Origin of the sequence: Synechococcus sp. O70.1 (assembly GCF_047462215.1) — a bacterium.
Taxonomy (GTDB): Bacteria; Cyanobacteriota; Cyanobacteriia; order Thermostichales; family Thermostichaceae; genus Thermostichus.
The window spans coordinates 20,481-46,443 of the sequence record NZ_JANSIT010000009.1; the positions used below are offsets into that span (position 1 = coordinate 20,481).

The following is a 25,963-nucleotide window of genomic DNA, read 5'->3' on the forward strand; positions in this document are numbered from 1 at the left end:
CTTCCTGCTTTGAGGGTCAAGCGAGATCCCAACCGCTGGCTGCGGCGACTGCCTTTGGTGGCAGGCGTTTTGGGCAGCATTCTCCTAGTCATCAACCGGCTGGCCTTTACGCCAGAACTGCTGGCCAGTCAATCCCGCTCTGACGCCTTGGGGATCCTCCTCAGCGCCGTCTTAATCCTAACTGGCCTTTTGTGGCAGCAGGTTCAGCCCCGTCCTCCCCAGGCCGCTCCCCTGCAGGGGAGTCCAGGTTGCGATTGGCATCCTGAGCTGTCTGAACGCGAAAAACTGGAGCTGGCCTGGGCCTCCCACACTCTCCTTAGCACTACCGCCGCCCGCACCGTGGTGATCTGGGTGGAGGGACGCACTCTGCTGCAGCGAGGGATCCTAGCTAGCCCTGGCCAGTTGCCCTCCCTACAGCCCCAAGGCACTCTGCAGCAGGTGTTGAAGACGGGGCAGCCGGTTTACCTAGGGGATCTGCGATTTTTCCCCGCCCGCGCCGAGTTCGAGGGCCTGTTGCCGGCCGGATCCCAGGCGGTTCTCTGCCAGCCCATTGGCCAAAAGGGATGCCTTATCTTGGGCAGTGACAGGCCGCGCAGCTTCAGCCGCCAGGAGCAAGCCTGGATTGCTGCCATCGCCAACAAACTAGAAACCCTGTTTGCCTAACTCCCCCCCTGGAGGAGGGGTTGGGAGCAAGGGCTAGGCAGCGCTCTCCAGGCTCACCTGAAACACCTCGCTAAAGGCCTTCTCGACCTTGTAGCCGGAGTCGATGGTTTCCAGAGGATCCTTGCGCAGGCGGTGGCGCAAGCACAAGCTAATCACCCGGCGAATGTCGGCAACAGTAACTTCCGTACGCCCTTCTAGAGCCGCTAGGGCCTTGGCCGCCCGGTTGGTGACGATATCTCCCCGCAGCCCGTCGACTTCCAAGGCCGCACACACGCCAGAGATCTTCAAGCGCAATTCGGGATCAATCCCCACCTGCGGCAATAGGTGTTGGGCTTTTTCAATGCGCTCCCGCAGGCGCTGCTGGGCATCGGCGTATTTGGCTAAGAAAGCCTGGGGATCGGCGTCGAACTGGCTGCGCTCTTCCACAATCTGCACTCGCAGGGCCGGATCCCGCACCGTTTCGATGCGGACAAACATGCCGAAGCGATCCAGAAGCTGGGGGCGCAGCTCCCCTTCCTCGGGGTTGCCGGATCCCACGAGCACAAAGCGGGCTGGGTGGCGAATGGAGATCCCCTCCCGCTCGACGGTGTTCCAGCCGGAGGCCGCCGCATCCAGCAGCACGTCCACTAGGTGGTCGTCCAGGAGGTTGACCTCGTCCACATAGAGGATGCCGCGGTTGGCCTTGGCCAGAAGCCCCGGCTCAAAGGCCTTCACCCCTTGAGAGAGAGCCCGCTCGATATCCAGGGTGCCGCAGACCCGGTCTTCGGTGGCCCCTAAGGGCAAGTCCACCATCGGCACCTGGATCCAGGTGGTTTCCAGGGTTTCTCCTGCCTGCAGGCGCTCCCACACCTGATCGCTCATCAGATCCCGCTGCCGCGGATGGCTGTTGAAGGGATCCCCTTTGACGACCTCAATTTTGGGAAGGAGATCGGCCAAGGCGCGGATGGTGGTGGATTTGCCCGTGCCCCGATCCCCCATGATCAGCACGCCGCCGATGCGGGGATCGATAACGTTGAGGAGCAGGGCCAGCTTCATTTCTTCCTGGCCAACAATGGCCGTGAAAGGGAAAACCGGGCGACGTTCCAAGTTCATAAAGCTACAACCAGCAATCCACCCTCATTATCCCCCTTCTGGGCTGTTCAAGGCCCCAGCAGGAACCTCAGGGCCACTTTTTGGTCAAAAGAAGTAGGCGCCGGCGACAACTAGCGGTGGCTTGCCTGGGGTAGCTTGAAGCGGGTTGCAGACAAAAGCTACACCTAGGAGAAGATCCCAGCGACACCGGCAACGCAGTGATTGGGTGGGGAGATAGTAGCGGTGTTTGGTCAAGCAGGTCGGAAAGGAGGAGCGGCACTCTCGCTGGCAAGCGTGGCCCAGAAAGGGCTGGTGGGCTTGATCTGGGTTTGTACCTGGATCCCGCTGGTGGGTGTTTCCCTGGCTGTAGCCCAAACCCCTGCCACTCCCCTAGCTCTAAGCGATGAACAGGTTACCAAGTATGCCCGCATCGTCTTGGAGATGGAGCCCCACCGGCAGGAAGCCCAGCAGCGCTCTCAGGCTACCGAGGATCCGGCCACCAAGGATCAAATCCGGCGGGAGTTCATTCGCACCGCCACGGAGATCATCACCCGCCATGGCATGACCGTGCCGGAATATAACCGCATCACCTTGTGGATTCGCTCTGAAGAAGGAAAAGAGCTCAAACAACGCATCGAGGCGGAAATCCTGCGCCTGCAAAGCAGGGACTCCCATCGCAAGCCCTAGCCTTCTAGATGACCCCACGGCTTGAGGTAGAGGCTTCTGCGCCGCGCCTTGCGGTGACGGGGGGCAGAGGATGGGGATAGGCTGGAAGCGGATAGAGAGCGGGGGAAGAAGGATGAGCGGACCCATGTCGCAGCTAGGAGGGGCGACGGTTGAGCGCATGCGGTCTCGCTTGCGCTTGACGCGCCGCTTTGGGTTCTGGTTTCAGGGGGTTCTGGGGGCAACGGCCCTGCTGCTGTGGCTTGGTTTTTTAATTGGCCAGAATACCGTCTATCGAGATGACTCGCTGGGGGCTACTATCGCCTTCTGGTTTACTCTGCTGACTTTACTCACTCTAGCAGCCGGCCTCTTCCTCAACTGGCGCTACTTGCTGCACGCAGAGCGCCGCTCAGCTTCCGCTACTGCCTCAGGCCAATTCGATTTGCCCAAGCAATTGCAGTTGGTTACCTACGTCAGCCTCATTGGAGCGTTCCTGGCTTTGATTGGCATGGAAGCCCAAGTCGGCGAGCTATTGGCACGCATTTTCGCCCGCACCCAGGCCAACCAGGTAACAGGAGTACTGCTCTTGGCTGCCAATATCAACGTCACCTTCGCCCACTTTGTCTGCTTGGCAGGAGTGCTCTGGATTACCGGTGTCCTTGACCGCGATCTCTGACTCCTCTAGAAGAGCTACTAGCCTGGGGCAGAGCATTCTGCAAAGACAACTAACCCCTCCGCGACTGCAAGAGGGGCGAGCCGGAGCTACCGATTCCAGCCGACTGGGACTTTACTTAAAGCCCACCGCCGCCTGCCAGACAAAGGCAAGCAGGAAAAACAGAACGGGGATGATCGGCAAAATATCGACCAGTGGGTCGAACAGTTCATAGCCTTCTGGCAAAGCAGCCAGGAGCATCGTTACAGGCATGACACCAAACCTCACCAGGAAGGAAGTGGGACTAGAGAAACGAGTTCGTTAGGGATTTTCCTATTGGCTCCAGATCTTGGCTGGGTCGCAGTTTTCCTGAACCGCTCTGAAAGACTTATTCAACCCCGGGCAAAAGCAGACTTTCGCTCGGCGTTGAGGCTTTCTTCCTGCTTCCACGACCCGTAGCTAGTAGTAGAGTTCACCTCTGCTACCCCGCCAGAGGGATCTCCACAGGCGTCACTTCCCCGCGAGCTGCAGGTAGTTGCTCCTTGCTCTTGATCGAGCACACAGGCTAAAGACGGAGCCAACTTTAGCCTAGGCAAAACGCCTACCCAAGAAGATGTACCTGCTAGCCTACTAGCTCAGCCCATCTACGTCAAGGCAGAAGGCTAGTTAGGTCCGGTGAATCAAGGACTAGAGGAGAACCCTGAGGGCAGGAGTGCTTTCAAGAAGCTGCGTCGCCACCTTACTGGCAGAGCCATAACTAGGCTAGCACAAGGCGACTTGTCCTCGGTCGCGGCAGCAGTGCAGAGCGCTTGGCACGAAGGCCAGGGCTTGCGTTGCCATGCAACCTAGAGAACCCCCATGTTGGAGAGGCCCAAGATTACTCCTACCCCCAGCAGATGACCAAAGCTGGCAACTCCCAGGACTTCTGGCCAGGTCATCCCCAACACCGGTCCAGTTTCTGAAGCGACCCCCGAAGAGGACTTGAAGCTCAGGTATGCCAGTCCTGTGCAGAGCAGAATGATCACCGCGCTTAGGGGAGACCAGGGGCTGGTGTGAGCGGTTATAGCTAGCGGCGCAACAAGGAGCAGCATGGTTTTCCTCCTTGGCTTAGGTTAACCGCCCCCTAGATTACCCCTGTTTTGCAAGACTTAGAGGGATCCCCCCGCGATCTTCACATGAATTGCAATAGAGGCCGCAACAAAACCTCACAACAGTTCTTGCCGGGATCCCTGTCGGCGGCAGTTGGGGTTGGCGGGAAAATCAGGCCTGACGGGACAAGCTGAGCGGTTCTGTGCCGTATACTAACGAAAGTTAACAAAGTTTATCCCTGCCGCTTGCTGGGGTTTGGCGGGTTGCCTTAAACCATCCCCACCGTCTGCGCTGTGCACACTCGAGGATGGCTGCCGATGACTGCTGCTGTGACTCCGCAACCGGACTCCAGGCCTTTTACCTTACCTCGTGAGCTGCTGGGGCCGCCGCCAGAATTTTGGAATCCCACCCTATTGATGTTTCTAGGGTCCGTGGCGCTGTCAGCCGCCTGCTTTTGTGGGTATGCCTTTTGGCATTGGCCCCGCTGGTTGGTGTTCTGGCTAAACTTTGTCGCCCTCTATGTGCTGGGCACGGTAATCCACGATGCCTCCCATGGCTCAGCCCACCGCAACCGCTTTTTGAACGAGGCTATGGGGCATGGATCTGCTCTGTTGCAGGGCTTTGCCTACCCTGTCTTTAAGCGGGTGCATATGCAACACCATGCCCACGTCAACCATCCTGAGAACGATCCGGATCACTACGTCTCCACGGGGGGGCCGCTGTGGCTCATTGCGCCGCGCTTTTTCTACCACGAGGTGTTTTTCTTCAAGCGGCAGCTCTGGCGCAAAGGCCGCTGGGACCTGCTGGAGTGGGCTTTGAGTCGGCTAGTCGTGGTCTTGACCTTTGCCTTGGCCTTCCACTTCGGCTACACCGACTACCTCCTGAACTACTGGCTGCCCCCTGCTTTTATCATGGGGCTTCTATTGGGCTTGTTTTTCGACTACCTGCCCCATCGCCCCTTTCAATCTCAGGAGCGGTGGTACAACGCCAGGGTCTACCCTAGCCGGCTAGCCAACATCCTCCTGTTGGGACAGAACTACCATCTCATCCACCACCTCTGGCCTTCGGTTCCCTGGTACAAGTATCAGGCGGCCTACTGGGTGGCTAAGCCAGAGCTGGACGCTCGCAACTGCCACCAAACTCTGGGCATTTGGCGAAAGGGTGAGTTTTGGAGCTTTCTCTACGACGCCCTAATTGGCCTGCACTGGCACAAGCCTGCCCCTGCGGCTGCCCAGGCCAAGTCACTAGGAGCGTCATCCTCTGCGGATCCTCAGCAGGGCGAAGAGGCCGATTGAGAGGGTCTTGCCCACGCCCGGATCCCTCAGTTGCTGCTGTTTGTCGAGGCAGCTAGCTTGCTGCAGGACGCCGGCCAAGCCGTTGTGGGCGCAGGTGCGCGGGTCCAGGGTCCGGCGGCACCGCTATCGCGAAGGCAAGCCAGCATGGGCTCGATCCCGCTAGAGGGAGATCTTGGCATAGGCCTGGCCAGCCTCTCGGCGCAGCTCTTGGGCCCGTCGAAACAGCTCTTGCCCGGTGTGCAGGTGGCGGTCGTCGAAGTTAAGCGGAAAATGGCTCAGCTCCTCCAGAGCATCTTCCAGGTGGTTGAGGGCGTAGTAGAGGCAGGAAGCCACTTTCCCCAAGCTGCTGGGGTTGGGAAGACGGCGAAAGATCTGCTGAGCTTGGGCCAATTTCTGCGCGCATTCCTCTAGGTATAGGCCAAAGGCCGCCAGCAACTCGGGATCGAAGGGATCGGCGGACAGAGCGTTTAGCTGGGGTTTTAGGGAAGCCAACAGAGATCCCAAGAGTCGGTTCAGGGGGGTGTAAACCTGCCGAATCCAGGCTTCGCGGAGGAGGGCTTCTTGGCTGACCGTCGGCGGCGGGGAGGCTATCGGCTGAGAGCGGCGCCAGGTCTGGCTGGCAAGCAGTTGCCGGTCGTATTCGCGGCGGGCTTGGGGATCCCGGAGCACGGCGTAAGCGGCGTTGATCTGGCGGATCCGCTCAGCAGCGGCCTGATCCTTTTTGGCTAGCAGACTATCGGGGTGGTAGTACTTGACCAAGCGGCGGTAGGCCCGCTTGATCTCGGCTGCCGTCGCCTGCATGGAGACTCCCAAAACCTCGTAGTGGGAAACCGCTTCCAATCCGCTCCCCATCGTCTTCCGCTAGCAAACCTTCACATTCTACGCTGGAGCCTACAATAAGGGTGAGCTCTCCCGTGTTGCCCCATGTCTTCCTCCTCTCCGGGATCCCCCCATCCCCTCAGCGCTCTCTTGGGGGCCACCTTTGCTGCCGGCCTAGGCTACGGTTTCCTGCAATTGCTGCTCTCAATGCTGGCCAAGCTGCCGCCTGTTGATCTAGACAGCGGATCCCTGGCACGGGGAGTCGGCATTTTGGTGCGCTACCTGTTGGTGGGCTCCGTTTCTCTAGTTGCCTTCATGTTTGTCATGGTAGGCTTGGGGCTGGCGGCCTACTCGGTGCAACTGCTGAGGGAGCGGCTGACCTCTTCCCGGCACCGGTCTAGCCTCTAGCTGGAGCGCGCTGGCCAGGGTGCGTCCTTCCCGCGTGTAGAGCTGCCAGTAGTTCCAGTAGTTGCCGAACACCGCCTTGACATAGCCGCGGGTTTCGGCAAAGGGGATCTGCTCCACAAACTCGTCGGGATCCTCAAAGCCAAATTGGCTCAGCCACTTGGCGACGTTGCCGGGGCCGCCGTTGTAGCTGGCCAGGGCCAGCAGGGTGTTGTCTTGATAGGCGCGGTGGGTGTAGTCGAAGTACCAGGATCCCAGGCGAAGGTTGTCGGCAGGGTTGGTGAGGCTGTACTGGGCTAGGCCAATTTTTTGGGCAATCCAGCGGCCGGTGGCAGGCATCACCTGCATCAAGCCCAGCGCTCCTGAGGCCGAGACGATCTCCGGCTCAAAACGGGATTCCTGGCGAATCAAGGCCGCCACCATCAGGGGATTGAGGCTAAACTGTTGCGCCCAGTGGGCCAGGCCAGGCTGGGCATGGGGATCCCTCTCCCACCTGTTCTCGGGGCTGGCGTAGTAGTGCAGCGGGTAGAGGGCCTGCCAGAAGTCTTGCCGTTGCCTTAAACTCTCCAGCAGCGGATCCGCCTCGGTGCTAAAGCGCAGGGCAGCCACCTGGTTGATGCCCCGCAGGTGCTCACCGGCGTTGTTGCGCAAAATGCCACTTGCAAAGCGCTCGGCCACACTCATCTGGCCCGCATCCCGTTTCTGCAAAGCCATTTCCCCCTGCCAGCGCTCCCAGGCCAGTTGGCTAGCGCCGAGCAAATGCAGGGTCTGGGTAGCCTCGGAAACAGCAGGCAGAGGTTGGCGAACCGGCTGGAAATCCACTTCAACCCTTTGGCGCCCGCTGGAGAAATCTCCTACTGGCCAGCCCAGTTGCGCCGCCGCCCGCCAGCCGTAGTAGGTGCGAGGAAATCGCTGCAGCACCTGCTGATAGGTTTGCCGCGCCGCCGCCATGTCCCCCAGTCGTTCCCGCCATTTGCCTGCCCAGTAAAGTAGTTGCGCCCCCATTTCCGTATCCCGCTGCGCCAAGCCAATCTGCTGGGCCACAGCAATAGCTGCCCTCAGGTTGCCCGCCTGCGCCTGGCGCCAAGCCACTGTCCAGGCGGCGTTGGCTGCTGCTTCGCTGGCCGGGAAGCGCTCCCAAAGAGCCTGCCGCACCGCTTGGGCCAACTGGGGGCTGTTGTTGCGCTCATGAAGCTGGCTGAGGCTGAGGAGAGCCTCTGGGGCCTCTGGATCCGAGCCGGATCCCACCTGGCGAAGTAACTGGATTGCCGTCGGCAGGTCGCTCAGCTCGGCCAGGCGACGCCGGGTGAGGGAGGCCTCTGCAGCGTTGGGAAATTGCGCCAGTAGCGCTTGGTAGGCGGCCCTGGCCTGGGGAAACTCCCGCGAGATCTGGTGGCTGCGGCCCCAGCGGTAGAGGTTCTGGGGGGTGGCAGGGGCGTACCTGTAGGCGCGGGCGGCTTTGCCGTACTCCCGTTGCTCCCAGTAGGCATCAGCCAGGATCTGCCAGTCGGAGGCCGTAAGGGATCCCTCTTGGGCTTGCCGCCAGCGATCCAGGAGGGGGGTTAACCCAGGGGTTTGCGGGTGATGTTGGGCCAAATCCCGCAGCAGGTCATAGCGGTTGGGATCCTGCTCCAGCAAGTGCTTGAGGGCGCGAGCAGTCAAGGGGTGGGTGGGAAATTGCTGCCGCAGTTGCTCCACCTGGCCTATTCCCCAAAGAGCATAGGCGGCTACAGGACTGTGGGGGTACTCCTGCAAAATCTTGGGCCACCAGACCCTCTGAGCAGTTTCTCGATCCCCCAGCTTTTCGTAGGCCTGGGCCCTGAGCTTCCAAATCTCATCGGTTAGAACGGGTAGCTTCTCTTCCAAGCCTTGCAAGTCCTCCAGGGCCGCTTGGGCTTGGCCGGCCTGCAAGGCTTTGTAGGCGCGCAAAAAGGCCGCGCCAGCAGTCGAGCTCAGGGGTGCTGGAGGCACTGCCGCCATCTCGACAGGTTCTGCCCAGGTGTAAAAGCCCCAAAGGGCACCGCTCAGCGCTCCGCCTGCTGCCAAAGCGCCAACAACCCATCGCCGCCAGCGTCCTCGGTTGCTCATTGGGATCCCCATGCCTTTACGATACTCAACGGCAAAGTCTCGAGCTCCTTACCGGCTGGGAGCCGGTCCTCAAGGGGAAGCGCTCCAGTTTTTGATCGCAACTGGCTCGATGGGCTCTACCAGGGGAAACCCCAGGATCTGGGCATAGAAGTAAAGCTCTGCCTCCAGGGCCCGTTTGAGGTTGGCTGCCTGGCGAAAGCCGTGCTGCTCTCCAGCAAAAGGCACGTAGGCCACTGGGATCCCTTTGGCCTGTAGGGCAGCCACCATCCTCTCCGCCTGGTTGGGAGGGACGATAGCGTCTTCCAGGCCCTGAAAGAAGATAACCGGGCAATTGAGGTCCTCTAGGTGGTAGATGGGAGAGCGTTCCCGGTAGAGATCCTGCCGCTCCGGGTAAGGACCGATGAGGCTGTCGAGGTAGTGCGACTCGAACTTGTGGGTCTCTTTGGCCAAAGCTTCCAGGTCGCTGATGCCATAGTAGCTAGCGCCGGCCTTAAAGACGTTGTGAAACGTCAAAGCCGCCAGGGTGGTATAGCCGCCAGCGCTGCCGCCGCGAATGAGCAATCGCTCCCCGTCCACCCGGCCTTGTTGGGCCAGAAACTTGGCCCCGGCGATGCAATCTTCCACGTCCACCACGCCCCATTGGCCCTTGAGGGCCTCCCGATAGGCCCGTCCATAGCCGCTGCTGCCGCGGTAGTTGACATCCAAAACGGCAATCCCGCGACTGGTCCAGTACTGGATCCCGAGATCGAGTACGGCTGCCGTTGCCCCTGTGGGCCCACCGTGGCTCTTGACCAAAAGAGGCGGCTTCTCGCCGGCAGGGGCCACGAAGTCGCGGTTCTTGGGGGGATAGAAGAAGCCGTAGGCCACTGCCCCGCCTGAGGTGGGAAAGGCGATGGGCTCGGGGATCGACAAATACTCTGGATCGACTGCCACATGGCTGGAGCGGGCCACCACCTCCAGCTGTCCAGACGGCAAATGCAAGCAGACTAGGGCAGGGGCTTCGCTAGGGGAGGCGGCCAGAAAGGCAGCTTTTTCGCCGCTAACTTGGAGGTTGTGCAGCTCGGTGTAGGACAAGGGGATCTCCTGAAGCTCTCCTGAACGGGGATCCAAAAGCGCCAGGTGGCAGAGCCCCTCTTGGCGATAGATGGCCAGGATCCGCCCGTCCTCACAAAAGCCGTAAGTGCTCAAGCCAAACACCCACTGGGGTTCTCCAAACTCGGCTTCCATAGGGCAGAGGGGAAGGGGGCCCTGGGGATCCCAGCGGTAGAGGTTCCACCAGCCGCTGCGGTCAGAAACCAAGTAAAGCTCCCCCTGCGGCGACCACTGGGGCTGGAAGATGGACTCAGCCGGGCCGCCAGCCAGTTTCTGGGGCTCTCCCAAACTGCCGTCGGGGGCAACCTCAGCCCGCCACAGCTCCGTGCCGTCCCAGGGCATCTGGGGGTGATCCCAGGTCAGCCACACCAGGGCTTGACCGTCTGGGCTGAGCCGCGGGCTGGCGTAGAAATCGTGGCCCCTAGCCAGAACCTGCTGAGCTCCGCTTTCAAGGTCAATGGCAACCAGCGTGTTTTCTGGCTCTCCCTGCCGGCTATGATCCTCGCGCACACAGAGAATGCGCCGGTGCCTCCTGTCCACCACCCCGTCGGCATAGCGGTAGGGGCCAGCTTCGGTGAGGGGCCGGATCTCCCCCGCTGGAGACAGGCAGTACAGCCGTTGATCGGCAAAGTTGCAGAAATACACCACTCCCTCAGAGACCCAGTAGGCGCCGCCGCCGTACTCGTGGACTCGCGTGCGCACGTTAAAAGGCTCCGGTGTCAGCTCCTCCACCTTTCCGTTAGCCAAGCGCCGCCTCAGGACGTTGCGTCCTTTTTCCTGGGGCCGGCCCTCGATCCAGTAGAGAGCCCCCCCTTCCCAAACCGGTTGTCCCAGGCGCAGGGATCCGGCTACCACCAAATCCGCGCTAATCGGGGACCGCCAGGATCCATAGCCAGCCTGTTGCACCATCTCCCCCTCCCTGCCAGCGACACGCTAGACCAAGAGCTTTATTATGGCGGACGCAAGGGATCCCTGCAAAAGGAAGTATTCTACTGCTCCCGTAGGCAGAAATCTGTCAGGATCGAGCAAGAGAGAATCTCACGCCCGTGGCTGCTCCCATTCACGTTACCGCCGAGCCCTGGCTGCACACCTACAGCGAGATTATCGACGTGCGCTCGCCAGCAGAGTATGCTGAAGACCATTGGCCAGGGGCCATTAACCTGCCTGTGCTTGACGACGCGGAACGGGCGGAGGTGGGCACGCTCTACAAGCAGGTGGATCCCTTCACAGCCCGCAAGCGGGGGGCCAGCCTGGTGGCCCAGAACATCGCCCGTCACCTGCAAACCCACTTTGCTGACAAGGACCGGGACTACCACCCCCTGATCTACTGCTGGCGGGGAGGGCAGCGTTCGGCCAGCTTGGCCTTGGTGTTGTCCCAGGTGGGCTGGCAAGTAACCGTCTTGCAAGGCGGGTACAAAACCTACCGCGCCTGGGTGCGTCGGCAACTACAGACCTTGCCCCAGCAGTTTACCTACCGAGTGCTCTGCGGGCCAACGGGGAGCGGCAAAACCTTGTTGCTCCACTATCTCCATCAGCAGGGGGCCCAAGTCCTGGATCTGGAAGAGCTGGCCTGCCATCGGGGATCCCTTCTGGGGGCCGAGTGGGGGAAGCCCCAGCCCAGCCAGAAGAGCTTTGAAAGCCAGTTGGTCCAGGTCTTCCTCAAGTGGGATCCCGCTAAGCCAGTTTGGGTGGAGGCAGAGAGCGCCAAAGTGGGCCAACTCCACCTGCCCCCTGCCCTTTGGCAAGCCCTCACCCAAGCCGACTGCATCGAGGTGCAGTTGCCCCTAGAAGAGCGCGTGAAGGGGTTGATTGCCCACTATCCCCACTGGATAGCCCATCCCCAGGCGCTCAAGGAGAAGTTGCTGCCCCTAAAAGCCCGCTATGGCCAAGCGCGTCTGCAGCGCTGGTTTGAGCTCATCGACGCCCAAGACTGGCCGCAGTTTGTCCGGGAGCTGCTGCTGCAGCACTACGACCCCACCTACCAGCACGGCCTACAGCGGAACTTCAATCGTATTCGGGCCCGGCTTGAGCTGCCTGACCTCTCCGAGACCAGCCTTAAGAAGGCTGCCACCTACCTCCTCGAGGGGCAGTTTGAGGTTGGCCTGACGGGGATCCCTGTACTTCAATCTCCCAGCCCGCCTCTAGCCTGGATATTAAGATAAGTAAAGTCAGCACCCAAAGAATTGTCTGGGCCTGAGCCTCAAGGGAGGCTTGCCGTTGGTGCAGAAGTCTCCAGGGGTGCCCCTCTAGGTTTAGCAGGAGTGCATGTGAGGAAAGTTGGGCAGCTACCGTCGGCGCAGCGACGCAACTTGGGCGTCCTGTTCGTAGCCGGCTTGCTCTTTTGGGCCAGTTTGTCCTCGCTGCTACCCACCCTGCCCCTCTATGTCCGGGATGCCGGCGGCACTAGCCAACAGGTGGGCTTGGTGATGGGATCCTTCTCCGTTGGGCTGCTAGCCTTTCGGCCTTGGTTGGGGCGCCTGGCAGATGGCTACAGCCGTCAGATTGTGCTTCTTATCGGCATGGGGGCAGCAGCAGTGGCTCCCTTGGGGTACTGGCTTTCGGACTGGATCCCATGGGTAGCGCTGGTGCGGGCCTTCCATGGAATTAGCATTGCTGCTTTTGCCACTGCCTACGTGGCTCTGGTTGCAGATCTTGCCCCCGAGGAAAGACGCGGCGAGATCCTAAGCTTCATGAGTTTGGTCAATCCTCTGGGTATTGCCATTGGTCCCGCTTTGGGGGGCTTCTTGCAGGAACTGGCTGGCTATGGGCCCCTATTTTTCTTCGCTGCTTTGCTGGGAGGGGTGGGCTTTCTCTGTACCTGCGCCGTCCAAGAGCAGCGGCGGGGACAAGGGGGATCCCTGGCCTGCAAGGGGGCCTTCTGGAGCCTTTTGCTTCACCCAAAGGTGTGCTCCCTCACGGGAGTGATGCTGCTGGTGGGGTTGGCCTTCGGCACCCAAACAACTTTTGTGTCTCTGTTAATGCAGGAGGCTGGAGTTCCCTTGAATCCAGGTCTTTTCTACACGGCAGTGGCCTTTGCCAGCTTTGGCGTGCGCCTGCTCACGGGTCCCGCTTCCGATTGCTACGGGCGGGGGCCGTTTATCGCTCTCAGCTTGGCCACCTATGCGCTGGTTATGGGAGTGCTGCTTGTAGCCAACAGCGCTTGGGCCTTTCTGGCTGCTGGGATTGGGGTGGGATCGAGCTTTGGCACCCTGATCCCGCTCATCTCTGCCCTTGTAGCCGACCGCTCTGAGCCAGCAGAGCGCGGGCGCCTGTTTAGCCTGGTGATGTGTGGGTTTGACTTGGGCGTGGGCCTGGCAGGGCCCATTCTCGGCACCCTGGCGGTTGGGTCTAGCTATCGAATCCCGTTTGGCTACGCCGCTCTCCTGGCCTTTGCCTCTTGGGTCTGTTTTGTCTGCTTCTGCAACGGTAAGCTGGTCTCCTCCCTGCGCTTTGCTCTAGGTTGGGAGCCGGATCGCTACAGGTGGCAAGACAAGTCCCCTCAGCGGGATCCCGCTAATTTTCCCCGTCCCTTGCCCTATCCTAAGCTGAGGTGGCTGGAGAAACCCTAGCTAGATGAAAGCACGGCGTTGGCTTGCCTTCCTCGGATCCCTGCTGCTGGGCCTCTGGGGGGGAGAGGTGGAAGGCGCTTGGGCGGTAACGGTGCGGGTTCAGTTGGCTGATACCACCACTCCTTTGGTGGTGGGGGTTTCTCTGCCTGCCCGGCTGACCAATGGTCGCGGAGAGGTGTTGGCAGATCTGCCGCCCCTACGGGGGTTTTGGGCCCGCCCCAGCCGCCGGGGAGTACACCTGCACGAGGCTGTGAGCCCAGTGCTGTTCATCGAGCCGCCGGAGGGGGGTCTTGTGGCAGTCAACGGCCGTTGGTATTCCGGCAAGGTGCTCTTGATGGGCTACAACCGCGTGCAAGCCATCAATTACGTTCACCTCGAGGACTATGTGGCCAGTGTAGTGGAAGCTGAAATGGGAGCCCGCTTCTTGCCGGAGGCCCTGAAGGCGCAGGCGGTAGCTGCTCGCACTTATGTCCTCTACCACCGCAATTCCCGGCGCTGGTTTGATGTGTTTAGCGACACCCGCTCCCAGGTGTACCGCGGCCTCTCGCAGCGCTCGGCAGCCGCCCTAGAGGCAACACGGGCTACCCGCGGCGTGGTCTTGGTGTATGGAGGAAAGTTTGTCAATGCCATGTACAGCGCCAGTGCCGGAAGCCGAACTGTGGGAGTGGACGGGATCCCTTACCTGCAGAGCCTGCCGGACTTTAGTCCCTACCCCAAGTTTGGCCATGGCATTGGCATGAGCCAGTGGGGTGCCCAGGAATTGGCCCGCCGGGGCTGGAGCTACCGCCAAATTTTGGCCTACTACTACCCAGGCGTTAGACTTGCCCGCTTGCCAGACTAAGACGTTCCTTGAGGTCTTTTGAGGGAAGGGGGGAAATGCTGCAGAATAGGGATGGCTATCCCCGCTTAAGTTTGCTTGCGCACCTCACCATGAACGAAACGACTTCCTACGATCCAGCCACAGCGGCCCCTGCTGGGGATCCTGCTGCTCCCAAAACTGCCGCGGGCTCTGAAAAGGGATCCCTTGGCCGCCGTCTCCGCCAATTGCTGGGCATGAAGGGGGCAGAGGTAGAGTCTCGCTCCATCTGGCAAGTTCACCTGCAACTGATGAAGCCGGTTACCTGGATCCCGTTGATGTGGGGCTTGATCCCGGGAGCGGCTTCCTCTGGCCACTTCACCTGGACTTGGGAGAACGTGGCGCTAGTCTTGGCGGGCATGGTCCTAGCCGGCCCTCTGATGGCAGGTTACACGCAAACTCTGAACGAGTACTATGACCGCGACATCGACGCCATCAACGAGCCCTACCGCCCCATCCCTTCCGGGGCCATTTCCCTGCGGCGGGTGGTCATCCAAATCTGGGTGCTGCTGATCCTGGGACTGGCGCTGGCCTATGCCCTCGACTGGTATACTGGCCACCCCTTCCCGGTGATTACCAGCATTGCCCTGGGGGGAGCCTTGCTGGCCTACATCTACTCGGCGCCGCCCCTGAAGCTGAAGCGCAACGGCTGGCTGGGCAACTACGCCCTGGGCGCTAGTTACATCGCCCTGCCCTGGTGGACGGGCCACGCTCTATTTGGTGAGCTGAACTGGACGGTCTGCATCCTAACCCTCCTCTACAGCTTGGCGGGCCTGGGGATTGCCGTGGTCAACGACTTCAAGAGCATGGAGGGAGATCGGCAGTTTGGCCTGGCCTCGCTGCCAGTGATGTTTGGCGCCATGGGGGCGGCCTGGATCGCGGCGCTGATGATCGACCTGTTTCAGCTTGGCATGGCCGCGTTTTTGCTGGGAGCTGGTCTAAAGCTCTACGCTGCGATTTTGGTGCTGCTCATTCTCCCCCAGATCACCTTCCAAGACATGTACCTGCTGCGGGATCCGCTGAAGAACGACGTGAAATACCAGGCCAGTGCTCAGCCTTTTTTGGTGTTGGGCATGCTGGTGGTGGGGCTGGCGTTGGGCCGCTCAGGGCTATGGTAGTCAAGCTAAGGTGCCCATTCTGGCAACCGAGGTGACGGTTTCTGCCCTAGATTGCCCCCGCTGTCTGGGCCAAGATCAAGCCAGGGATCCCGCTGGGATGAACAGTGGGATGGCCTCGGGCCAAAGGAGGTGTTTGATGAAGCTGTTTCTTCCCCTCCAACTTAGCCTGAGCCTGGCTTTGCTCTTGGGGACTGGCGCTCCTGCCCAGGCACAGCGGATTGTTACCGACGAGCGCGGGATTGTGGTTGAACCCAGCCCAGGTGGCCTGCTCATTCCCAACCAGCCGCTTTTTGCTCCGATCCCACCCGGGAGAGTTCCTTTTTCCATCGATGCAGAGGGCCAAGTGGTCTCTGCCCCTGGCTATCGCTGCAGCGCCGCTACTGCTGCCGACAACTCTCCCATCCTCTGCCGATCCCAGTTCAACCCCCGCGATGTGGTGGTGTACGAGCGGGATGGCCGCCCCAACACCCTCTTTGCCGACAACGTGATCCGGCCCACCGGCAGCGGCCTGCGGATTTTGCCCAACCCTGGGCCAGGGCAGTCCTCCGGCAGTGGCCTGCGCATTATCCTCAACTAAGAGGCGAGGAGCGTCCAGCCCGTCTTGCTTCTAGTTCCTGCAGGATCTGCCGATGGCGCTGCCGGGTAATGGGGTAAAGCCACACTAGACAAATGCCGCCAATCAAAGCCACTGCCGGCAGGGGGCCGATGGCGAGGCGGATGGCCAGCAAGGCTGACTCCGGCTGGGAAGGCAGAGGCTCTCCGGCTACCGAAGGGATAAAGCCAGCCCAGTCTAGAACTTGTCCCAGGAAAAACAGCCCCAGCCCCAGGCCTACTTTTTGCAGGAACACCATCAAGGCATAGAAGATCCCTTCCCGCCGCTCCCCGGTTTGCAGCTCGTCCAGGTCAATGACATCTGGCAACATCGACCAGGGGCCAAGGTAGGCCGTGGCTGAAACCCCTGCTCCTGCCAACAACGCCAGCGCAATCATGAGCTGCTCCTGGCCGGGTTGTAGGAAGAACAGGCCTGCCTGCGCGATCAACCAGAACCCCGCCCCGATCAGGTACATGGCGCGCTTGCCTAGCCGGGCGCTCAGTCGCGTCCAGGCAAACAGGGTCAGCACGGCAACGCTCTGAACCGCCAGCACCACCAGGGAAATCCACACCTCGGGCAAGTCCATCCAGAAAACGATGAAGTAGGGGATGATGGTGGCCGTAAACTGAAATGCTAGCCAGGAACATAGGTAGATGCCGCTTACAAATAGATAGGGGCGGTTGCTGAGGGCCACCCCCAACTGCTGGAGCAAAGGCAGCGGATCCCGCCAGGACTGATGCCGTTCCCGCACCCCCCAAAAGCAAAGCACTAGAGGCAGAGTGGAGATCACCCCAAAACAGCTCCCTGCCAGCAAATGCCCACTAGCTCGATCCGGCAGCAGGTTAACCAAGAGGGGAAAGGTGGCCACCGCAACCATGCTGCCCCCCACCGAGAAAGCAAAGCGGAATTGGTTAAGCTGGGTGCGCTCGTCGTAATCCTGGGTCAGCTCCGCCGTCAGGGAGGCATAGGGGATGTTGGCAGCCGAGTAGAAGGCGTTAAACAGCAGCGACACCGCCAGGTAGTAGGCAAACAGAAGCCCAGTTCGACCAGGAAAAGGGATCCACCACTGCGCTACAAAGGTTAGGCCAAAAGGGATGGCTGAAAACAGGAGCCAGGGGCGGCGGCGACCCCAACGGCTGCGAGTGCGGTCGCTGAGGAGGCCGATGATGGGATCGTTGATGGCATCCCAAAAGCGGGTGAGGGCGGAGATGCTGCCGGCCAACCCTGCTGCCATGCCGACGGTGTTGGTGAGAAAGGGCAGCAGGAAAAAAATGAGGATACTGGCCGTCATGCCCGTGCCCAGATCCCCCACCCCGTAGGCCAGCTTTGTCTGCAGGCTGAGTTGTTGTCTGGTCATCATCCCCCCTGGAATGCCAGGATTCCAGTGTAGGGGGTATGGGGATCCCTTTAAAGCTCAGGGTCTTCTCCCAACTCTCGGAGCCGCTGGGCCAGTCGTTCGGCCCGGGAGCGTTCTAGGTCTGCCCGCTGCCGCTCCATTTCTGCCCGTTCCCGTTCCCTTTCTGCTCTTTGCCGTTCCAACTCTGCCCGTTGCCGCTCTAACTCCGCTGCCGTGGGCAACAGTCGCCCTGCTCTGTCGTACCAGCGCACCCAAAAGCGTTCTCGCCCCTCGTAGGATCCCCACCACCGACCGATGCTCAAGTCCAAATCGGGCAACAGAATTGGGGGATGTTCCCCAGCGCCTGAGCCGGGGAGCAGCTCATAGTGTCCGCCTTGGAGCTGATAAACGTTCAACTCATTGGTCTCTAGCTCGAAGGTGACGTAGTAAGGGATCCGCAGCCGCCTTTCATAGAGCTGGAACTTGGCCTGTCCGGGTTTTTCTTCCCCCAGGTCGTTGCAAATGATCTCCAAGATGAGGACAGGCAAGATATTCCCTTCATCCCAAACCACATAGCTTTTGCGGGCAGTGCCATCCCGCCAACGAGGAACCCCCAGCACTAGAAACAAATCTGGAACAACGACCTGCCGGGGTAGGGCGTAGTAAAGGCCCATATTGCAAGCCACAAAAAAGTCTTGCCGGTCTGACCAGTGCAGCAGCAGCGGTTCCCGCAGCAGGGGGTATTGGCGGCCTTGATCCTCGTTGTCCAAGGGAGTGTCGTCTGTGTCGGGCAGGTCGTGCTGGGTGGGCCAGCGATAAGGGGTAACGGTCATGGTCAGGCGGAAGCAGTACACCTCCACTCTAGCAATGGGTCAGGCCTGCATCTGGCTCATCGCCTCCAGATCCAGTACCTTGGCCACTTCTTCCGGGCTCATCAAGTTGCGCTCCAACAGGATCTGGCGGATGGGCTTCCCGGTTTCCAGGGAGATCTTGGCCACCTCTGCCGCCTGCAGGTAGCCAATGTAGGGATTGAGGGCAGTCACCAAAGCCAGGGTTCCCTCGGCATAGCTGCGACAGCGATCTGCCTGGGCCTTGATGCCGCGGACGCAGCGCTCAGTAAAGACGCGCAGGCTGTTGTTGAGGATCTGCAAGCTATGCAGGAGGTTATAGGCAATCAGCGGCATCATCACGTTGAGCTCAAATTGCCCTGCCTGAGCTGCCAAGGTGATGGCGGTGTCTAGCCCGATTACCTGAAAGCAGACCATGTTCAGCATCTCAGCTATCACCGGGTTGTACTTGCCAGGCATGATGGAGGAGCCAGGCTGCACGGGTGGCAGTTGGATCTCTTTGAGGCCAGTTTTGGGGCCAGAGTCCATCAGGCGTAGGTCGTTGGCCACTTTGATGCCGTCTTGGGCCAGGTTGCGCAGGGATCCCGACAGGTGCACAAAGGGAGCCATGCTCTGCATAGCCGCCATGGGATGGGGAGCCGGTGTGAGGGGCAACTGGGTGTACTCTGCCAGCCGCTGCACCACCTTCTGCCGGTACTGGGGGTGGGTGTTGAGGCCGGTGCCCACGGCGCTTCCCCCTAGCCCCAAGCTGCACAGGGCTTGGCTGGCCTCCTCGATCCACTGACGATGTTGGGCAAAGATGGCTGCGTAGGCGCCGAAGCTGTCTCCCAGGCGCACCGGCACGGCATCCTGCAAATGGGTGCGGCCCGCCTTGAGGATGTCGCGAAACTCCTGGGCCTTTTGCTCCAGCGCCGCCACCAGGTTGTCCAGCGTGCCCAAAAGATCCCGCCGCACCCGCAGCAAGGCCGCTAGGCGAATGGCGGTGGGAATGACATCGTTGGTGGATTGGCCGTAGTTGACATGGTCGTTGGGGCTGACCCGCTCGTACTTGCCCTTGGGCTCCCCTAGGATCTCCAAAGCCCGGTTGGCCAGCACCTCGTTGACGTTCATGTGGTGGGAGGTGCCTGCCCCGGCCTGGTACACATCCACCACAAACTGATCCCGCAGGGATCCCTGCAGGATCTCATCGGCTGCTTGAACAATGGCCCTGGCCACCTCCACTGGAATGCAGCCTAGCTCGCCGTTGACCTCCGCCGCCGCCTTTTTAATCAGCACGCAGGCTTCCACGTACTCTGGCAGCGGCTTGAGGCCGCTGATGGGAAAATTCTCCAGGGCGCGGGCCGTTTGAATGCCGTAGTACACCGACTGGGGCAGTTGCCACTCCCCCATCGAGTCTCGTTCGCTGCGCACCTGTGAAGGCATGGCCATTTGGCTGGCTTAGCTGGCGGGGTTGGATCCCTTTTCCTGCAAAGCAGCCAACTGCTGGCTGAGGCGCTCGTTGTTTTCCGCCAAGACCAGCACCATGGCTGCACAGGCCAAGTGAACTGCCGCCCGAAACTCTGCCGAAGTCTTATACTGGGCCAACGCCTCGCTGTCGCCTTCGCGGGGGCTGAGGATCAGTTGGACGGACTTTTGAGCCAGCTCTTTCAGTTCTCGTTCCGTTAAACCCAGTTGCACCGCTTTTGCCCTCCCTGTAAACTAGAAGGCTAACTTTGCCCCACCCTCTTTGCCAGCAGGGCTGCCACCTGGCTATCCTACCGCAGTTGTTACCCCAATCCAGCAGTATTTTTCCCGTGGGCAAGCCCAAAGCTTCTAGAAAGAAACAGGAAATACCGGCTAGTATAGGTGCAGAAGCTTCTGCCCTTCTGGCCAATAACAGGGTTTTTTGCCCATTGGCCGGCAGCGGCGCAAAGTAAACCAAATTCTGTTGTTCGTTCAGAGAGAGGAGAACTTGTCCGTCGAACGTCCACTTGACCCCTCTTCCCCCAAGCAGCGCGCAGAGCTGCCCGCTATCAATGAGCGGATTCGCTTCCCCAAAATCCGTCTCATCGATACCGATGGCACCCAGCTGGGGATCATGAGTCCTCAGGAAGCGCTGCGCATAGCAGAGGAAAAGGATCTGGACTTGGTCTTGGTGAGTGACAAAGCGGATCCTCCTGTCTGCCGCATTATGGACTACGGCAAGTTCAAGTTTGAGAAAGAGAAAAAAGAACGGGAGGCCCGCAAAAAACAACACACTGCCGAGATCAAGGAAGTGAAGTTTCGTTACAACATCGGCGAGCACGACTACCACGTGCGCCTGCGGAGTGCCCAACAGTTCCTGGGGGAGGGAGACAAGGTGAAGGCTACGGTAATGTTCCGTGGCCGCGAGGCACAGCACGCCGAGCTGGGGGAAGAGTTACTGCACCGCTTGTTCAGAGACTTACAAGAGGTGGCGGAAATGCAGCAGCCTCCCCAGAAGGAGGGTCGGAACATTACGATGATCCTTGCTCCTAAACCTGCTCCTAAAAAATCAACCTGAGGAGGGATCTTGCCCATGCCCCTTGCTGTTGGGGATCCTGCCCCGGAGTTTACCCTGCCGGATGCCGAGGGTAGGCCGATTAGCCTCAACCAACTGCGGGGCCAGCGGGTGGTGCTCTACTTCTACCCAGGGGACAACACTCCCGGCTGCACCAAAGAAGCCTGCGGCTTTCGGGACACCTATGCCGACTATCGAGCCCACGGGATTCAGATCCTGGGGGTGAGCCCCGACGATGCCCGCTCCCACCAAAAGTTTGCCCAGAAGCTGCAACTGCCCTTTCCGCTGTTGGTGGATGAGGGGGCTAAGGTAGCCACTGCCTACGGGGTCTACGGCCCGAAAAAGTTCATGGGCAAAGTCTACAACGGCGTCCACCGCACCACCTTCGTTATCGACCCGGAGGGGAAGATCGAGGCCATTATCACTAAGGTCAAGGTGGAAACCCACGCGGCAGAACTGCTCAAGCAGCTAACCGGCTCCTAGCCTTTGGAGCTCAGCAGAGTTTTTGCTGGTGGATCCCGCCCCAAGCAAGGAAAGCGATTCCCCTTGGGCTAGAGCTGTGTCCCGGCGCACCCGCACCACCAAGTCAATCCACGACAGCTACCAAATCCTAGGCTTGGCTGGACAAGGACAGTATGGGCGAGTCTTCTGCGCCCGGCCCCGCCAAGGAGGGAAGCTGGTGGCTCTCAAGGAGCTGCCGCTGGAGCGCTTTCCCACCCCTAACCTATTGCGGGAGCTGCGCTATCTGTTGACGTTAAACCACCCCAACATCACCCGCTGTTACGCCCTGGAACATGCCCGCGAGGGGCGCTATCTGGTGTTGGAGTACTGCGAGGGAGGTACCCTGCGGGAGCTGATCAACCAGGTGGAGCAGGGGCTGTGGCTGCCCGTTAAGCTGGTTTTGGGCTTTGTGGATCAGATCCTGGCTGGCCTAGACCATGCCCATGGGCAGGGAGTCATTCACTGCGATGTAAAGCCCGAGAACATTTTGCTCAAGCCCACGCCCCAGGGCTGGCAACTGAAGTTGACCGATTTTGGCATTGCCCGCCAGCCGCAGCCAGTTCCTCGGGAGAGCGCTGCTACCGGCTCACCGGCCTACATGGCTCCCGAGCGGTTCTACGGTCAGTTTAGCCCTGCCTCGGATCTCTATGCGGTGGGAATCATCCTGCTGGAGCTGTTGACGGGCCGGCGGCCCTTTTCCGGATCTCCCCCCCAGTTGATGCACGCCCACCTCAACCAGCGGTTTGTCTGTCCGGAGGGGATCCCGGCGCCTTTGCAGGAGGTGCTAGAGGTGGCTTTGCGCAAGCTGCCCCTGCGGCGGTTCCGCACAGCAGCGCAGATGCGTTCGGCCCTGGCGGCGGTTGCCCAGAAGTGGCAAGAGCCAGCTGCCTGTTGGGTTGGCCCGCGCCTGCTGCGCCAGTCCCCCCCCGGGGTTCAGGTTTGGGATCTGCCAGCCAACGGCGGCTTGCAGAAGTTTTATGTCTGTGAGGATCCCAGCGGCTGCCGTTCCCCCCTGCTGCTGCGAGTTACCCCCCAGAGCTTAGAGTGGCTGGAACTCCAGACCCTTGCCCTGGGGGCGCCGCCTCTAGCCTGTTTTCCCTTGGCCGAGCCCCTGCAGGAGGTGGTGTTCCTGGGGACTTTTCCAGAAGCCCTGGCTGTTTCCAAAAGTAGCCTTCTGCACCTCAGTCCCACCCGCATCCGCACCCTCCTGAGTTTTGAGGAGAGGTGGCAAGCCACCTGGCTAGAGAAGCGCCAGGAGCTCATCTGGGCCACTGCCAAGGAAATTGGGGCAGTGCAATGGCTGCCAACTGGGCCAACTGCAGCTCAACCTTTTCCCGAGTTCCACTGCTACTTCCGCTGGCCTTGGCAGGTGCCAACGGGATCCCTGCCCCGTTTACTAGCCCTCTCGGAGCAGCTGGTGCTGCTAGTAGGGCGGGGACGGCAATGGGTGGACATGACCGTGTTGCCCTATCCAGGAGTTGGGCAGACGGGAGTGCAGCCGCTTTGCTATCGCCTGCCGCTAGATCCCCGAGGGGAGGTGCTCAGCTTGGGAGAACGGCTGCTATTCGCCCCTAGCGAGGGCGAGAGACAGGGCGGCTGCCCCCACCTTGGCGTAGTCCAGCTCAACCCGCTGCGCCTGCGCCGCTGGTTTTTAAAAGGGTGGCCTGTCCAGATGGCCAAGGCCCCTTGGGGCGTGCTGCTGCTGTGTCAGGAGGGGGAGGGGTTCTTGTCCCTCTGGCTGTACAGCAAGGGGGGGGATCCCTTGGCCCAGGTGGCCGTGCCTGCCGCCTCCAAGGTGTTGCAGGTGGGAAAAAAGGGACGGGTCTGGCTGCAGGTGCCCAAGGCCGGGGAGCTGCAGCGCTTTGAGCTGTGGCAATTGGATTTCAACCAGTTGCCAGGGGAGGGCCATGCTGCCCGAGTAATTCCCTTGGACTAACTTGGCCCAGGGAAAGTCCTTAAAATCGTACTCTAACCTGGCCTCGGCGTGGCCAGCTGCCGCCCTTTGGGATTCCAGTGGATCTTTGCCCTGCTTTCTGGTAGTGGTTGCGGAGGAAGCTTTGCCATGAGTCAGCATTTGCCTGAACCCTCCCCCAGCGGGTTGCTGGAGCAGCTGCGGCGCAGGGAGGGGGGGTGGTTGGACTGGGCCAAGGCCTGCCAAAGCTTGCAGCACCAGAAAATGACCCCCCAGGCCATCTTTGAGGCCACGGGGCTTGAGCCTGCCCAACAAAACCAGATGGTTGTTGCCGCCCAAGTCTACGAGGGAATGGCCAAGGCAGGCGCCAGCGCGGCCCTCTTGGAGCACTTTGCCCAGCGAGGTAGCGACATCCTCTACGAGCTGCGCATCCTCTCCCCCAAGGATCGCATCCGGGTAGCGGAGCTGGTGGTCAGCCGCAACCTAGGTGCCGGGGAAGCCCACGAGATTGCTCGGGCTGTGAAAAGCTATGCCCAACTGCAGCAGCTTCCGGAAGGGTTTACGGATCACCCCGGCGATGCGGTGGCCTATCAAGCCTGGAAGACTGCCCAGCAAAGCCGCGATCTGCAGGAGCGGACACGGGCCATTGGCCGGGCTCTCCAGTATGTCCACAGCGAAACCGCCCGCCGCCAGATCGAGCAGCTCCTGACGACGCTGGCTCTCGGCTCCCGGCGCAAGCTCTTGCCCAGGCTGTCGGTATTTCGCCCGGAAGAGGAGTTGCCTCGCTTGTTGCCCGTGGCCGGATCCCTGCCGCTAGCCACCGCCACTTGGGAAGGGATCCCTCCTGCTGCACCGCAGGGGCCTTTTGGCTGGGTCAGCAGTGCCGCTGGACAGATGTGGATAGCTTTGCCCGCTTGGCCAGCCCTTCAGAGGGCCGCTGATCCCGTGGCCCTGCAGGTGGAAAATCAACTCCTGGGATCCCTCTTGGACCAGCCGGTGGCCGCTGAGGAGGAGCGGGATCCCGTCCTGCTAGTGGTCGATCGCGCCGTTCGCACCTGGGAAGGGAGAGCGGGGGTTTTTCTAGTGGATCGGGAGGGATGGCTCTCCCTGGAGTGGATCGACGAGGACTTGCCCCCCTCTCCCCTCTTGGGTCAAGTGCTAATGGCCATACGTCCGCCTCGCATCTTCGATGAGGAGGTGGCCCAAGATCCCTGGCAGCTAGAGGAGTAAGCAGCGGCTCTTTTCACGCGGCCGCTAAGAGGGGCCCTTCAAGGGCCGGTGTAAAGCCACAGGGGCAAGCCAGAAGTACTGACCTCAAAGTGCAACCGTTCCAGGGCCTCTGCGACGGGCAGGAAGCGGGCCCACCCCCTACGCCGGGGCAGCAGATCGTAGAACTTGGCCTCTGGTGACAGCCCTGCGAGTTCAGCCGCCCAGAGGCGAGCATCTTCTTCCGTTCCCAAGCGATCAACTACTCCCAAGTGCAGCGCTTGCTCGCCACTGAAAATGCGGCCATCGGCAAAGGTTTTGACCACGTTCACGCTCAACCGTCGCGCCGCTGCAACGGTGTGCACGAACTGGCTGTAGGTGATGTCGATCAGCTCCTGGAGGATGTTGCGCTCTTCGGGAGTCAGCTCGCGATCAAAGGAGAGGATATCTTTGTAGGGGCCGGACTTAATTACCTTAAAGGAGATCCCAATTTTGTCTAGCAGCTTTTCAAGGTTGTTGCCGCGAATGATGACACCAATGCTGCCGGTGATGGTGCCAGGGTTGCTGACAATTTTTTCCGCTCCCATGGCAATGTAAACTCCCCCCGAGGCTGCGATGTTGCCAAAGCTAGCCACAATGGGGATACCTTTTCGCTCCCGCAGGCGCACAAGGGCGCTGTAGATTTCCTGCGAGTCCGCCACCGTCCCGCCAGGACTGTCGATGCGCAGCACCAGGGCAGGGATCTGTTTTTCTTCCACCTCTTTCAAGGCTTTGAGAACCCGCTCCCGGGTTTTGCTATCGATAACTCCCGCCACCTCAATGCGGCCAATTTGCCGACGTAAACCACCCGAGAACCATTGCTTCAGCATAGTAAAGAACGGCACAAAAATAAGCCCATATCTCCTATCATGGAAGGTGCTTGGTGGCTGGGTCAACCAACTGGATTAGACATTGCCATACACCGGGATCGCTGCCCCTCTGAGATCGCGGGCTGCTTCCGAGACCAAAAAGGCAATCACCTGCCCAATCGACTCCGGCTTCACCCACAGCTCTGCCTGCTCAGATCCCATGGCGGCGCGATTGGCGGGGGTGTCAATAATGCTGGGCAGGATGACGTTGGCGGTGATGTCGGTGCCTCTGGTCTCGGCGGCAATGGTGCGGGTGAGGGCCACTACCCCGGCTTTGGAGGCACAGTAGGCCGCCAGCTGAGATCCCGGTTCTACTGCCCCTCGGGAGGCTATCGTTACGATTCGTCCATAACCCTGTTGCCACATCTTGCGCAGGCTGTGCTTGCAGGCCAAAAAAGTGGTGGTGAGATTGAGGTCGAAGTCGCGCCGCCAAGCTTCTAGGCTGTACTCGTGGGTGGGGCCCATGGCAAAGCCACCCACCAGGTGCACCAAGCCATCGACGCGGGGCAGATCGTCAATGAGCCGGGCCACAGCGGCTTCGTTCAGCAAGTCCACCTGCACAAAGCGCACCCGATCCAGGCTATTGGCTGGCAGGCGCTGCCGCAAAGCAGCCAGCTCCTCTTCTTGGCGGTAGGTCAAGGTCAACGCTGCCCCTGTGTCCAGGAGCACGGGGGTTACCCCCAGCCCCAGCCCACCGGTACCTCCAGTAACAAGGATCTGTTTGCCCTGGTTGTTGAGCATAGGTTGTTCTGGGCGAGAACT

General features: G+C 60.6%; 26 protein-coding genes. 14 read left to right on the top strand and 12 right to left on the bottom strand.

Features of this window, described 5'->3' with window-relative positions:
- Positions 1-9 precede the first annotated feature (9 nt).
- Positions 10-663 (top strand): cofactor assembly of complex C subunit B, encoded by a 654-nt coding sequence (locus NW833_RS06855; protein WP_414411975.1) that lies wholly within the window; start codon positions 10-12, stop codon positions 661-663.
- 33 nt (positions 664-696) lie between these two features.
- On the opposite strand, the gene bchI is transcribed toward NW833_RS06855, so the two are convergent.
- Positions 697-1,755: a magnesium chelatase ATPase subunit I gene (bchI, locus tag NW833_RS06860; RefSeq protein WP_414396168.1), complete on the bottom strand. Its 1,059-nt coding sequence runs from the start codon at positions 1,753-1,755 to the stop codon at positions 697-699.
- 273 nt (positions 1,756-2,028) lie between these two features.
- Between bchI and NW833_RS06865 the strand changes: the two genes are divergently transcribed.
- Both NW833_RS06865 and NW833_RS06870 read left to right on the top strand, forming a co-directional pair.
- Positions 2,029-2,421, top strand: coding sequence for a DUF4168 domain-containing protein (locus NW833_RS06865; protein ID WP_414396166.1), 393 nt, complete (start codon positions 2,029-2,031; stop codon positions 2,419-2,421).
- 112 nt (positions 2,422-2,533) lie between these two features.
- Positions 2,534-3,073 carry a DUF3611 family protein gene (locus NW833_RS06870; protein ID WP_414405007.1) on the top strand — a complete coding sequence of 180 codons (540 nt, stop codon included), beginning with the start codon at positions 2,534-2,536 and terminating at the stop codon, positions 3,071-3,073.
- Positions 3,074-3,184: 111 nt separating this feature from the next.
- Here NW833_RS06870 and NW833_RS06875 read toward each other — a convergent pair whose 3' ends face one another.
- The gene (locus NW833_RS06875; protein ID WP_414396163.1) at positions 3,185-3,322 is read right to left on the bottom strand and encodes a photosystem II reaction center protein K; all 138 of its coding nucleotides are present in this window, start codon (positions 3,320-3,322) and stop codon (positions 3,185-3,187) included.
- Between the two features lie 572 nt (positions 3,323-3,894).
- The gene (gene psaK, locus NW833_RS06880) at positions 3,895-4,140 is read right to left on the bottom strand and encodes a photosystem I reaction center subunit PsaK (RefSeq protein WP_414396161.1); all 246 of its coding nucleotides are present in this window, start codon (positions 4,138-4,140) and stop codon (positions 3,895-3,897) included.
- A gap of 315 nt (positions 4,141-4,455) precedes the next feature.
- On the opposite strand from psaK, the gene NW833_RS06885 reads away from it, so the two are divergent.
- Positions 4,456-5,433, top strand: coding sequence for a fatty acid desaturase (locus NW833_RS06885; protein WP_414396159.1), 978 nt, complete (start codon positions 4,456-4,458; stop codon positions 5,431-5,433).
- Positions 5,434-5,592: 159 nt separating this feature from the next.
- Here NW833_RS06885 and NW833_RS06890 read toward each other — a convergent pair whose 3' ends face one another.
- Positions 5,593-6,285 carry a J domain-containing protein gene (locus NW833_RS06890; RefSeq protein WP_414405009.1) on the bottom strand — a complete coding sequence of 231 codons (693 nt, stop codon included), beginning with the start codon at positions 6,283-6,285 and terminating at the stop codon, positions 5,593-5,595.
- A 72-nt stretch (positions 6,286-6,357) separates the two neighbouring features.
- Here NW833_RS06890 and NW833_RS06895 point away from each other — a divergent pair, with 72 nt between their 5' ends.
- Entirely contained in the window at positions 6,358-6,660 is a 303-nt protein-coding gene (locus NW833_RS06895) for a DUF3082 domain-containing protein (protein ID WP_414396155.1), read from the top strand.
- Here NW833_RS06895 and NW833_RS06900 read toward each other — a convergent pair.
- Complete coding sequence (locus NW833_RS06900; protein WP_414411976.1) at positions 6,556-8,745, bottom strand: transglycosylase SLT domain-containing protein; 2,190 nt, start codon at positions 8,743-8,745, stop codon at positions 6,556-6,558. The two genes, NW833_RS06895 and NW833_RS06900, sit on opposite strands and share 105 nt — an antisense overlap.
- Positions 8,746-8,814: 69 nt before the next feature.
- Complete coding sequence (locus NW833_RS06905) at positions 8,815-10,746, bottom strand: S9 family peptidase (RefSeq protein WP_414411977.1); 1,932 nt, start codon at positions 10,744-10,746, stop codon at positions 8,815-8,817.
- Positions 10,747-10,883: 137 nt separating this feature from the next.
- On the opposite strand from NW833_RS06905, the gene mnmH reads away from it, so the two are divergent.
- The 5 genes from mnmH (at position 10,884) to NW833_RS06930 (ending at position 15,957) form a co-directional block, all read left to right on the top strand.
- A complete protein-coding gene (gene mnmH, locus NW833_RS06910; protein WP_414411978.1) occupies positions 10,884-11,999 on the top strand; it encodes a tRNA 2-selenouridine(34) synthase MnmH in 1,116 nt (371 codons plus the stop codon).
- A 105-nt stretch (positions 12,000-12,104) separates the two neighbouring features.
- Positions 12,105-13,406, top strand: coding sequence for an MFS transporter (locus NW833_RS06915; RefSeq protein ID WP_414411979.1), 1,302 nt, complete (start codon positions 12,105-12,107; stop codon positions 13,404-13,406).
- Between the two features lie 4 nt (positions 13,407-13,410).
- Positions 13,411-14,247 (top strand): SpoIID/LytB domain-containing protein, encoded by an 837-nt coding sequence (locus tag NW833_RS06920; protein WP_414405015.1) that lies wholly within the window; start codon positions 13,411-13,413, stop codon positions 14,245-14,247.
- Positions 14,248-14,282: 35 nt separating this feature from the next.
- The gene (gene chlG / locus NW833_RS06925) at positions 14,283-15,380 is read left to right on the top strand and encodes a chlorophyll synthase ChlG (protein ID WP_414411980.1); all 1,098 of its coding nucleotides are present in this window, start codon (positions 14,283-14,285) and stop codon (positions 15,378-15,380) included.
- A gap of 136 nt (positions 15,381-15,516) precedes the next feature.
- The gene (locus NW833_RS06930; RefSeq protein ID WP_414411981.1) at positions 15,517-15,957 is read left to right on the top strand and encodes a hypothetical protein; all 441 of its coding nucleotides are present in this window, start codon (positions 15,517-15,519) and stop codon (positions 15,955-15,957) included.
- Here NW833_RS06930 and NW833_RS06935 read toward each other — a convergent pair.
- Genes NW833_RS06935 through NW833_RS06950 form a run of 4 tightly spaced genes read right to left on the bottom strand, consistent with a single transcriptional unit; the run spans position 15,950 to position 19,833 of the window.
- Entirely contained in the window at positions 15,950-17,329 is a 1,380-nt protein-coding gene (locus NW833_RS06935) for an MFS transporter (RefSeq protein WP_414411982.1), read from the bottom strand. The genes NW833_RS06930 and NW833_RS06935 overlap by 8 nt on opposite strands.
- A 50-nt stretch (positions 17,330-17,379) precedes the next feature.
- Positions 17,380-18,141 carry a Uma2 family endonuclease gene (locus NW833_RS06940; RefSeq protein WP_414411983.1) on the bottom strand — a complete coding sequence of 254 codons (762 nt, stop codon included), beginning with the start codon at positions 18,139-18,141 and terminating at the stop codon, positions 17,380-17,382.
- Between the two features lie 39 nt (positions 18,142-18,180).
- Entirely contained in the window at positions 18,181-19,584 is a 1,404-nt protein-coding gene (locus tag NW833_RS06945) for an aspartate ammonia-lyase (RefSeq protein ID WP_414396135.1), read from the bottom strand.
- A 9-nt stretch (positions 19,585-19,593) separates the two neighbouring features.
- Complete coding sequence (locus tag NW833_RS06950; protein WP_414396133.1) at positions 19,594-19,833, bottom strand: hypothetical protein; 240 nt, start codon at positions 19,831-19,833, stop codon at positions 19,594-19,596.
- Positions 19,834-20,107: 274 nt separating this feature from the next.
- Here NW833_RS06950 and infC point away from each other — a divergent pair, with 274 nt between their 5' ends.
- From infC to raf1, 4 genes are all read left to right on the top strand, one after another.
- Positions 20,108-20,677 carry a translation initiation factor IF-3 gene (infC, locus tag NW833_RS06955; RefSeq protein WP_414405020.1) on the top strand — a complete coding sequence of 190 codons (570 nt, stop codon included), beginning with the start codon at positions 20,108-20,110 and terminating at the stop codon, positions 20,675-20,677.
- Positions 20,678-20,692: 15 nt separating this feature from the next.
- Entirely contained in the window at positions 20,693-21,157 is a 465-nt protein-coding gene (gene bcp / locus NW833_RS06960; protein ID WP_414411984.1) for a thioredoxin-dependent thiol peroxidase, read from the top strand.
- A 76-nt stretch (positions 21,158-21,233) separates the two neighbouring features.
- Positions 21,234-23,111, top strand: a complete 1,878-nt coding sequence (locus NW833_RS06965; RefSeq protein ID WP_414411985.1) for a serine/threonine-protein kinase — start codon at positions 21,234-21,236, stop codon at positions 23,109-23,111.
- Positions 23,112-23,237: 126 nt separating this feature from the next.
- Positions 23,238-24,317: a RuBisCO accumulation factor 1 gene (gene raf1 / locus NW833_RS06970; RefSeq protein WP_414411986.1), complete on the top strand. Its 1,080-nt coding sequence runs from the start codon at positions 23,238-23,240 to the stop codon at positions 24,315-24,317.
- Between the two features lie 38 nt (positions 24,318-24,355).
- Here the strand turns inward: raf1 and sppA are convergent, their stop codons facing one another.
- On the bottom strand, positions 24,356-25,162 hold the full coding sequence (sppA, locus tag NW833_RS06975) for a signal peptide peptidase SppA (protein WP_414411987.1): 807 nt from the start codon (positions 25,160-25,162) through the stop codon (positions 24,356-24,358).
- A gap of 75 nt (positions 25,163-25,237) precedes the next feature.
- Positions 25,238-25,942 (bottom strand): 3-oxoacyl-ACP reductase FabG, encoded by a 705-nt coding sequence (gene fabG, locus NW833_RS06980; RefSeq protein ID WP_414396123.1) that lies wholly within the window; start codon positions 25,940-25,942, stop codon positions 25,238-25,240.
- Positions 25,943-25,963 lie beyond the last annotated feature (21 nt).

Bases quoted from the DNA above. Each gene is read 5' to 3' on its own strand.
- bchI (WP_414396168.1), bottom strand. From the start codon at position 1,755: ATGAACTTGGAACGTCGCCCGGTTTTCCCTTTCACGGCCATTGTTGGC.
- NW833_RS06870 (WP_414405007.1), top strand. From the start codon at position 2,534: ATGAGCGGACCCATGTCGCAGCTAGGAGGGGCGACGGTTGAGCGCATG.
- NW833_RS06875 (WP_414396163.1), bottom strand. From the start codon at position 3,322: ATGCCTGTAACGATGCTCCTGGCTGCTTTGCCAGAAGGCTATGAACTG.
- psaK (WP_414396161.1), bottom strand. From the start codon at position 4,140: ATGCTGCTCCTTGTTGCGCCGCTAGCTATAACCGCTCACACCAGCCCC.
- NW833_RS06885 (WP_414396159.1), top strand. From the start codon at position 4,456: ATGACTGCTGCTGTGACTCCGCAACCGGACTCCAGGCCTTTTACCTTA.
- NW833_RS06890 (WP_414405009.1), bottom strand. From the start codon at position 6,285: ATGGGGAGCGGATTGGAAGCGGTTTCCCACTACGAGGTTTTGGGAGTC.
- NW833_RS06895 (WP_414396155.1), top strand. From the start codon at position 6,358: ATGTCTTCCTCCTCTCCGGGATCCCCCCATCCCCTCAGCGCTCTCTTG.
- NW833_RS06900 (WP_414411976.1), bottom strand. From the start codon at position 8,745: ATGAGCAACCGAGGACGCTGGCGGCGATGGGTTGTTGGCGCTTTGGCA.
- NW833_RS06905 (WP_414411977.1), bottom strand. From the start codon at position 10,746: ATGGTGCAACAGGCTGGCTATGGATCCTGGCGGTCCCCGATTAGCGCG.
- NW833_RS06920 (WP_414405015.1), top strand. From the start codon at position 13,411: ATGAAAGCACGGCGTTGGCTTGCCTTCCTCGGATCCCTGCTGCTGGGC.
- chlG (WP_414411980.1), top strand. From the start codon at position 14,283: ATGCTGCAGAATAGGGATGGCTATCCCCGCTTAAGTTTGCTTGCGCAC.
- NW833_RS06930 (WP_414411981.1), top strand. From the start codon at position 15,517: ATGAAGCTGTTTCTTCCCCTCCAACTTAGCCTGAGCCTGGCTTTGCTC.
- NW833_RS06935 (WP_414411982.1), bottom strand. From the start codon at position 17,329: ATGACCAGACAACAACTCAGCCTGCAGACAAAGCTGGCCTACGGGGTG.
- NW833_RS06940 (WP_414411983.1), bottom strand. From the start codon at position 18,141: ATGACCGTTACCCCTTATCGCTGGCCCACCCAGCACGACCTGCCCGAC.
- NW833_RS06945 (WP_414396135.1), bottom strand. From the start codon at position 19,584: ATGGCCATGCCTTCACAGGTGCGCAGCGAACGAGACTCGATGGGGGAG.
- bcp (WP_414411984.1), top strand. From the start codon at position 20,693: ATGCCCCTTGCTGTTGGGGATCCTGCCCCGGAGTTTACCCTGCCGGAT.
- raf1 (WP_414411986.1), top strand. From the start codon at position 23,238: ATGAGTCAGCATTTGCCTGAACCCTCCCCCAGCGGGTTGCTGGAGCAG.
- sppA (WP_414411987.1), bottom strand. From the start codon at position 25,162: ATGCTGAAGCAATGGTTCTCGGGTGGTTTACGTCGGCAAATTGGCCGC.
- fabG (WP_414396123.1), bottom strand. From the start codon at position 25,942: ATGCTCAACAACCAGGGCAAACAGATCCTTGTTACTGGAGGTACCGGT.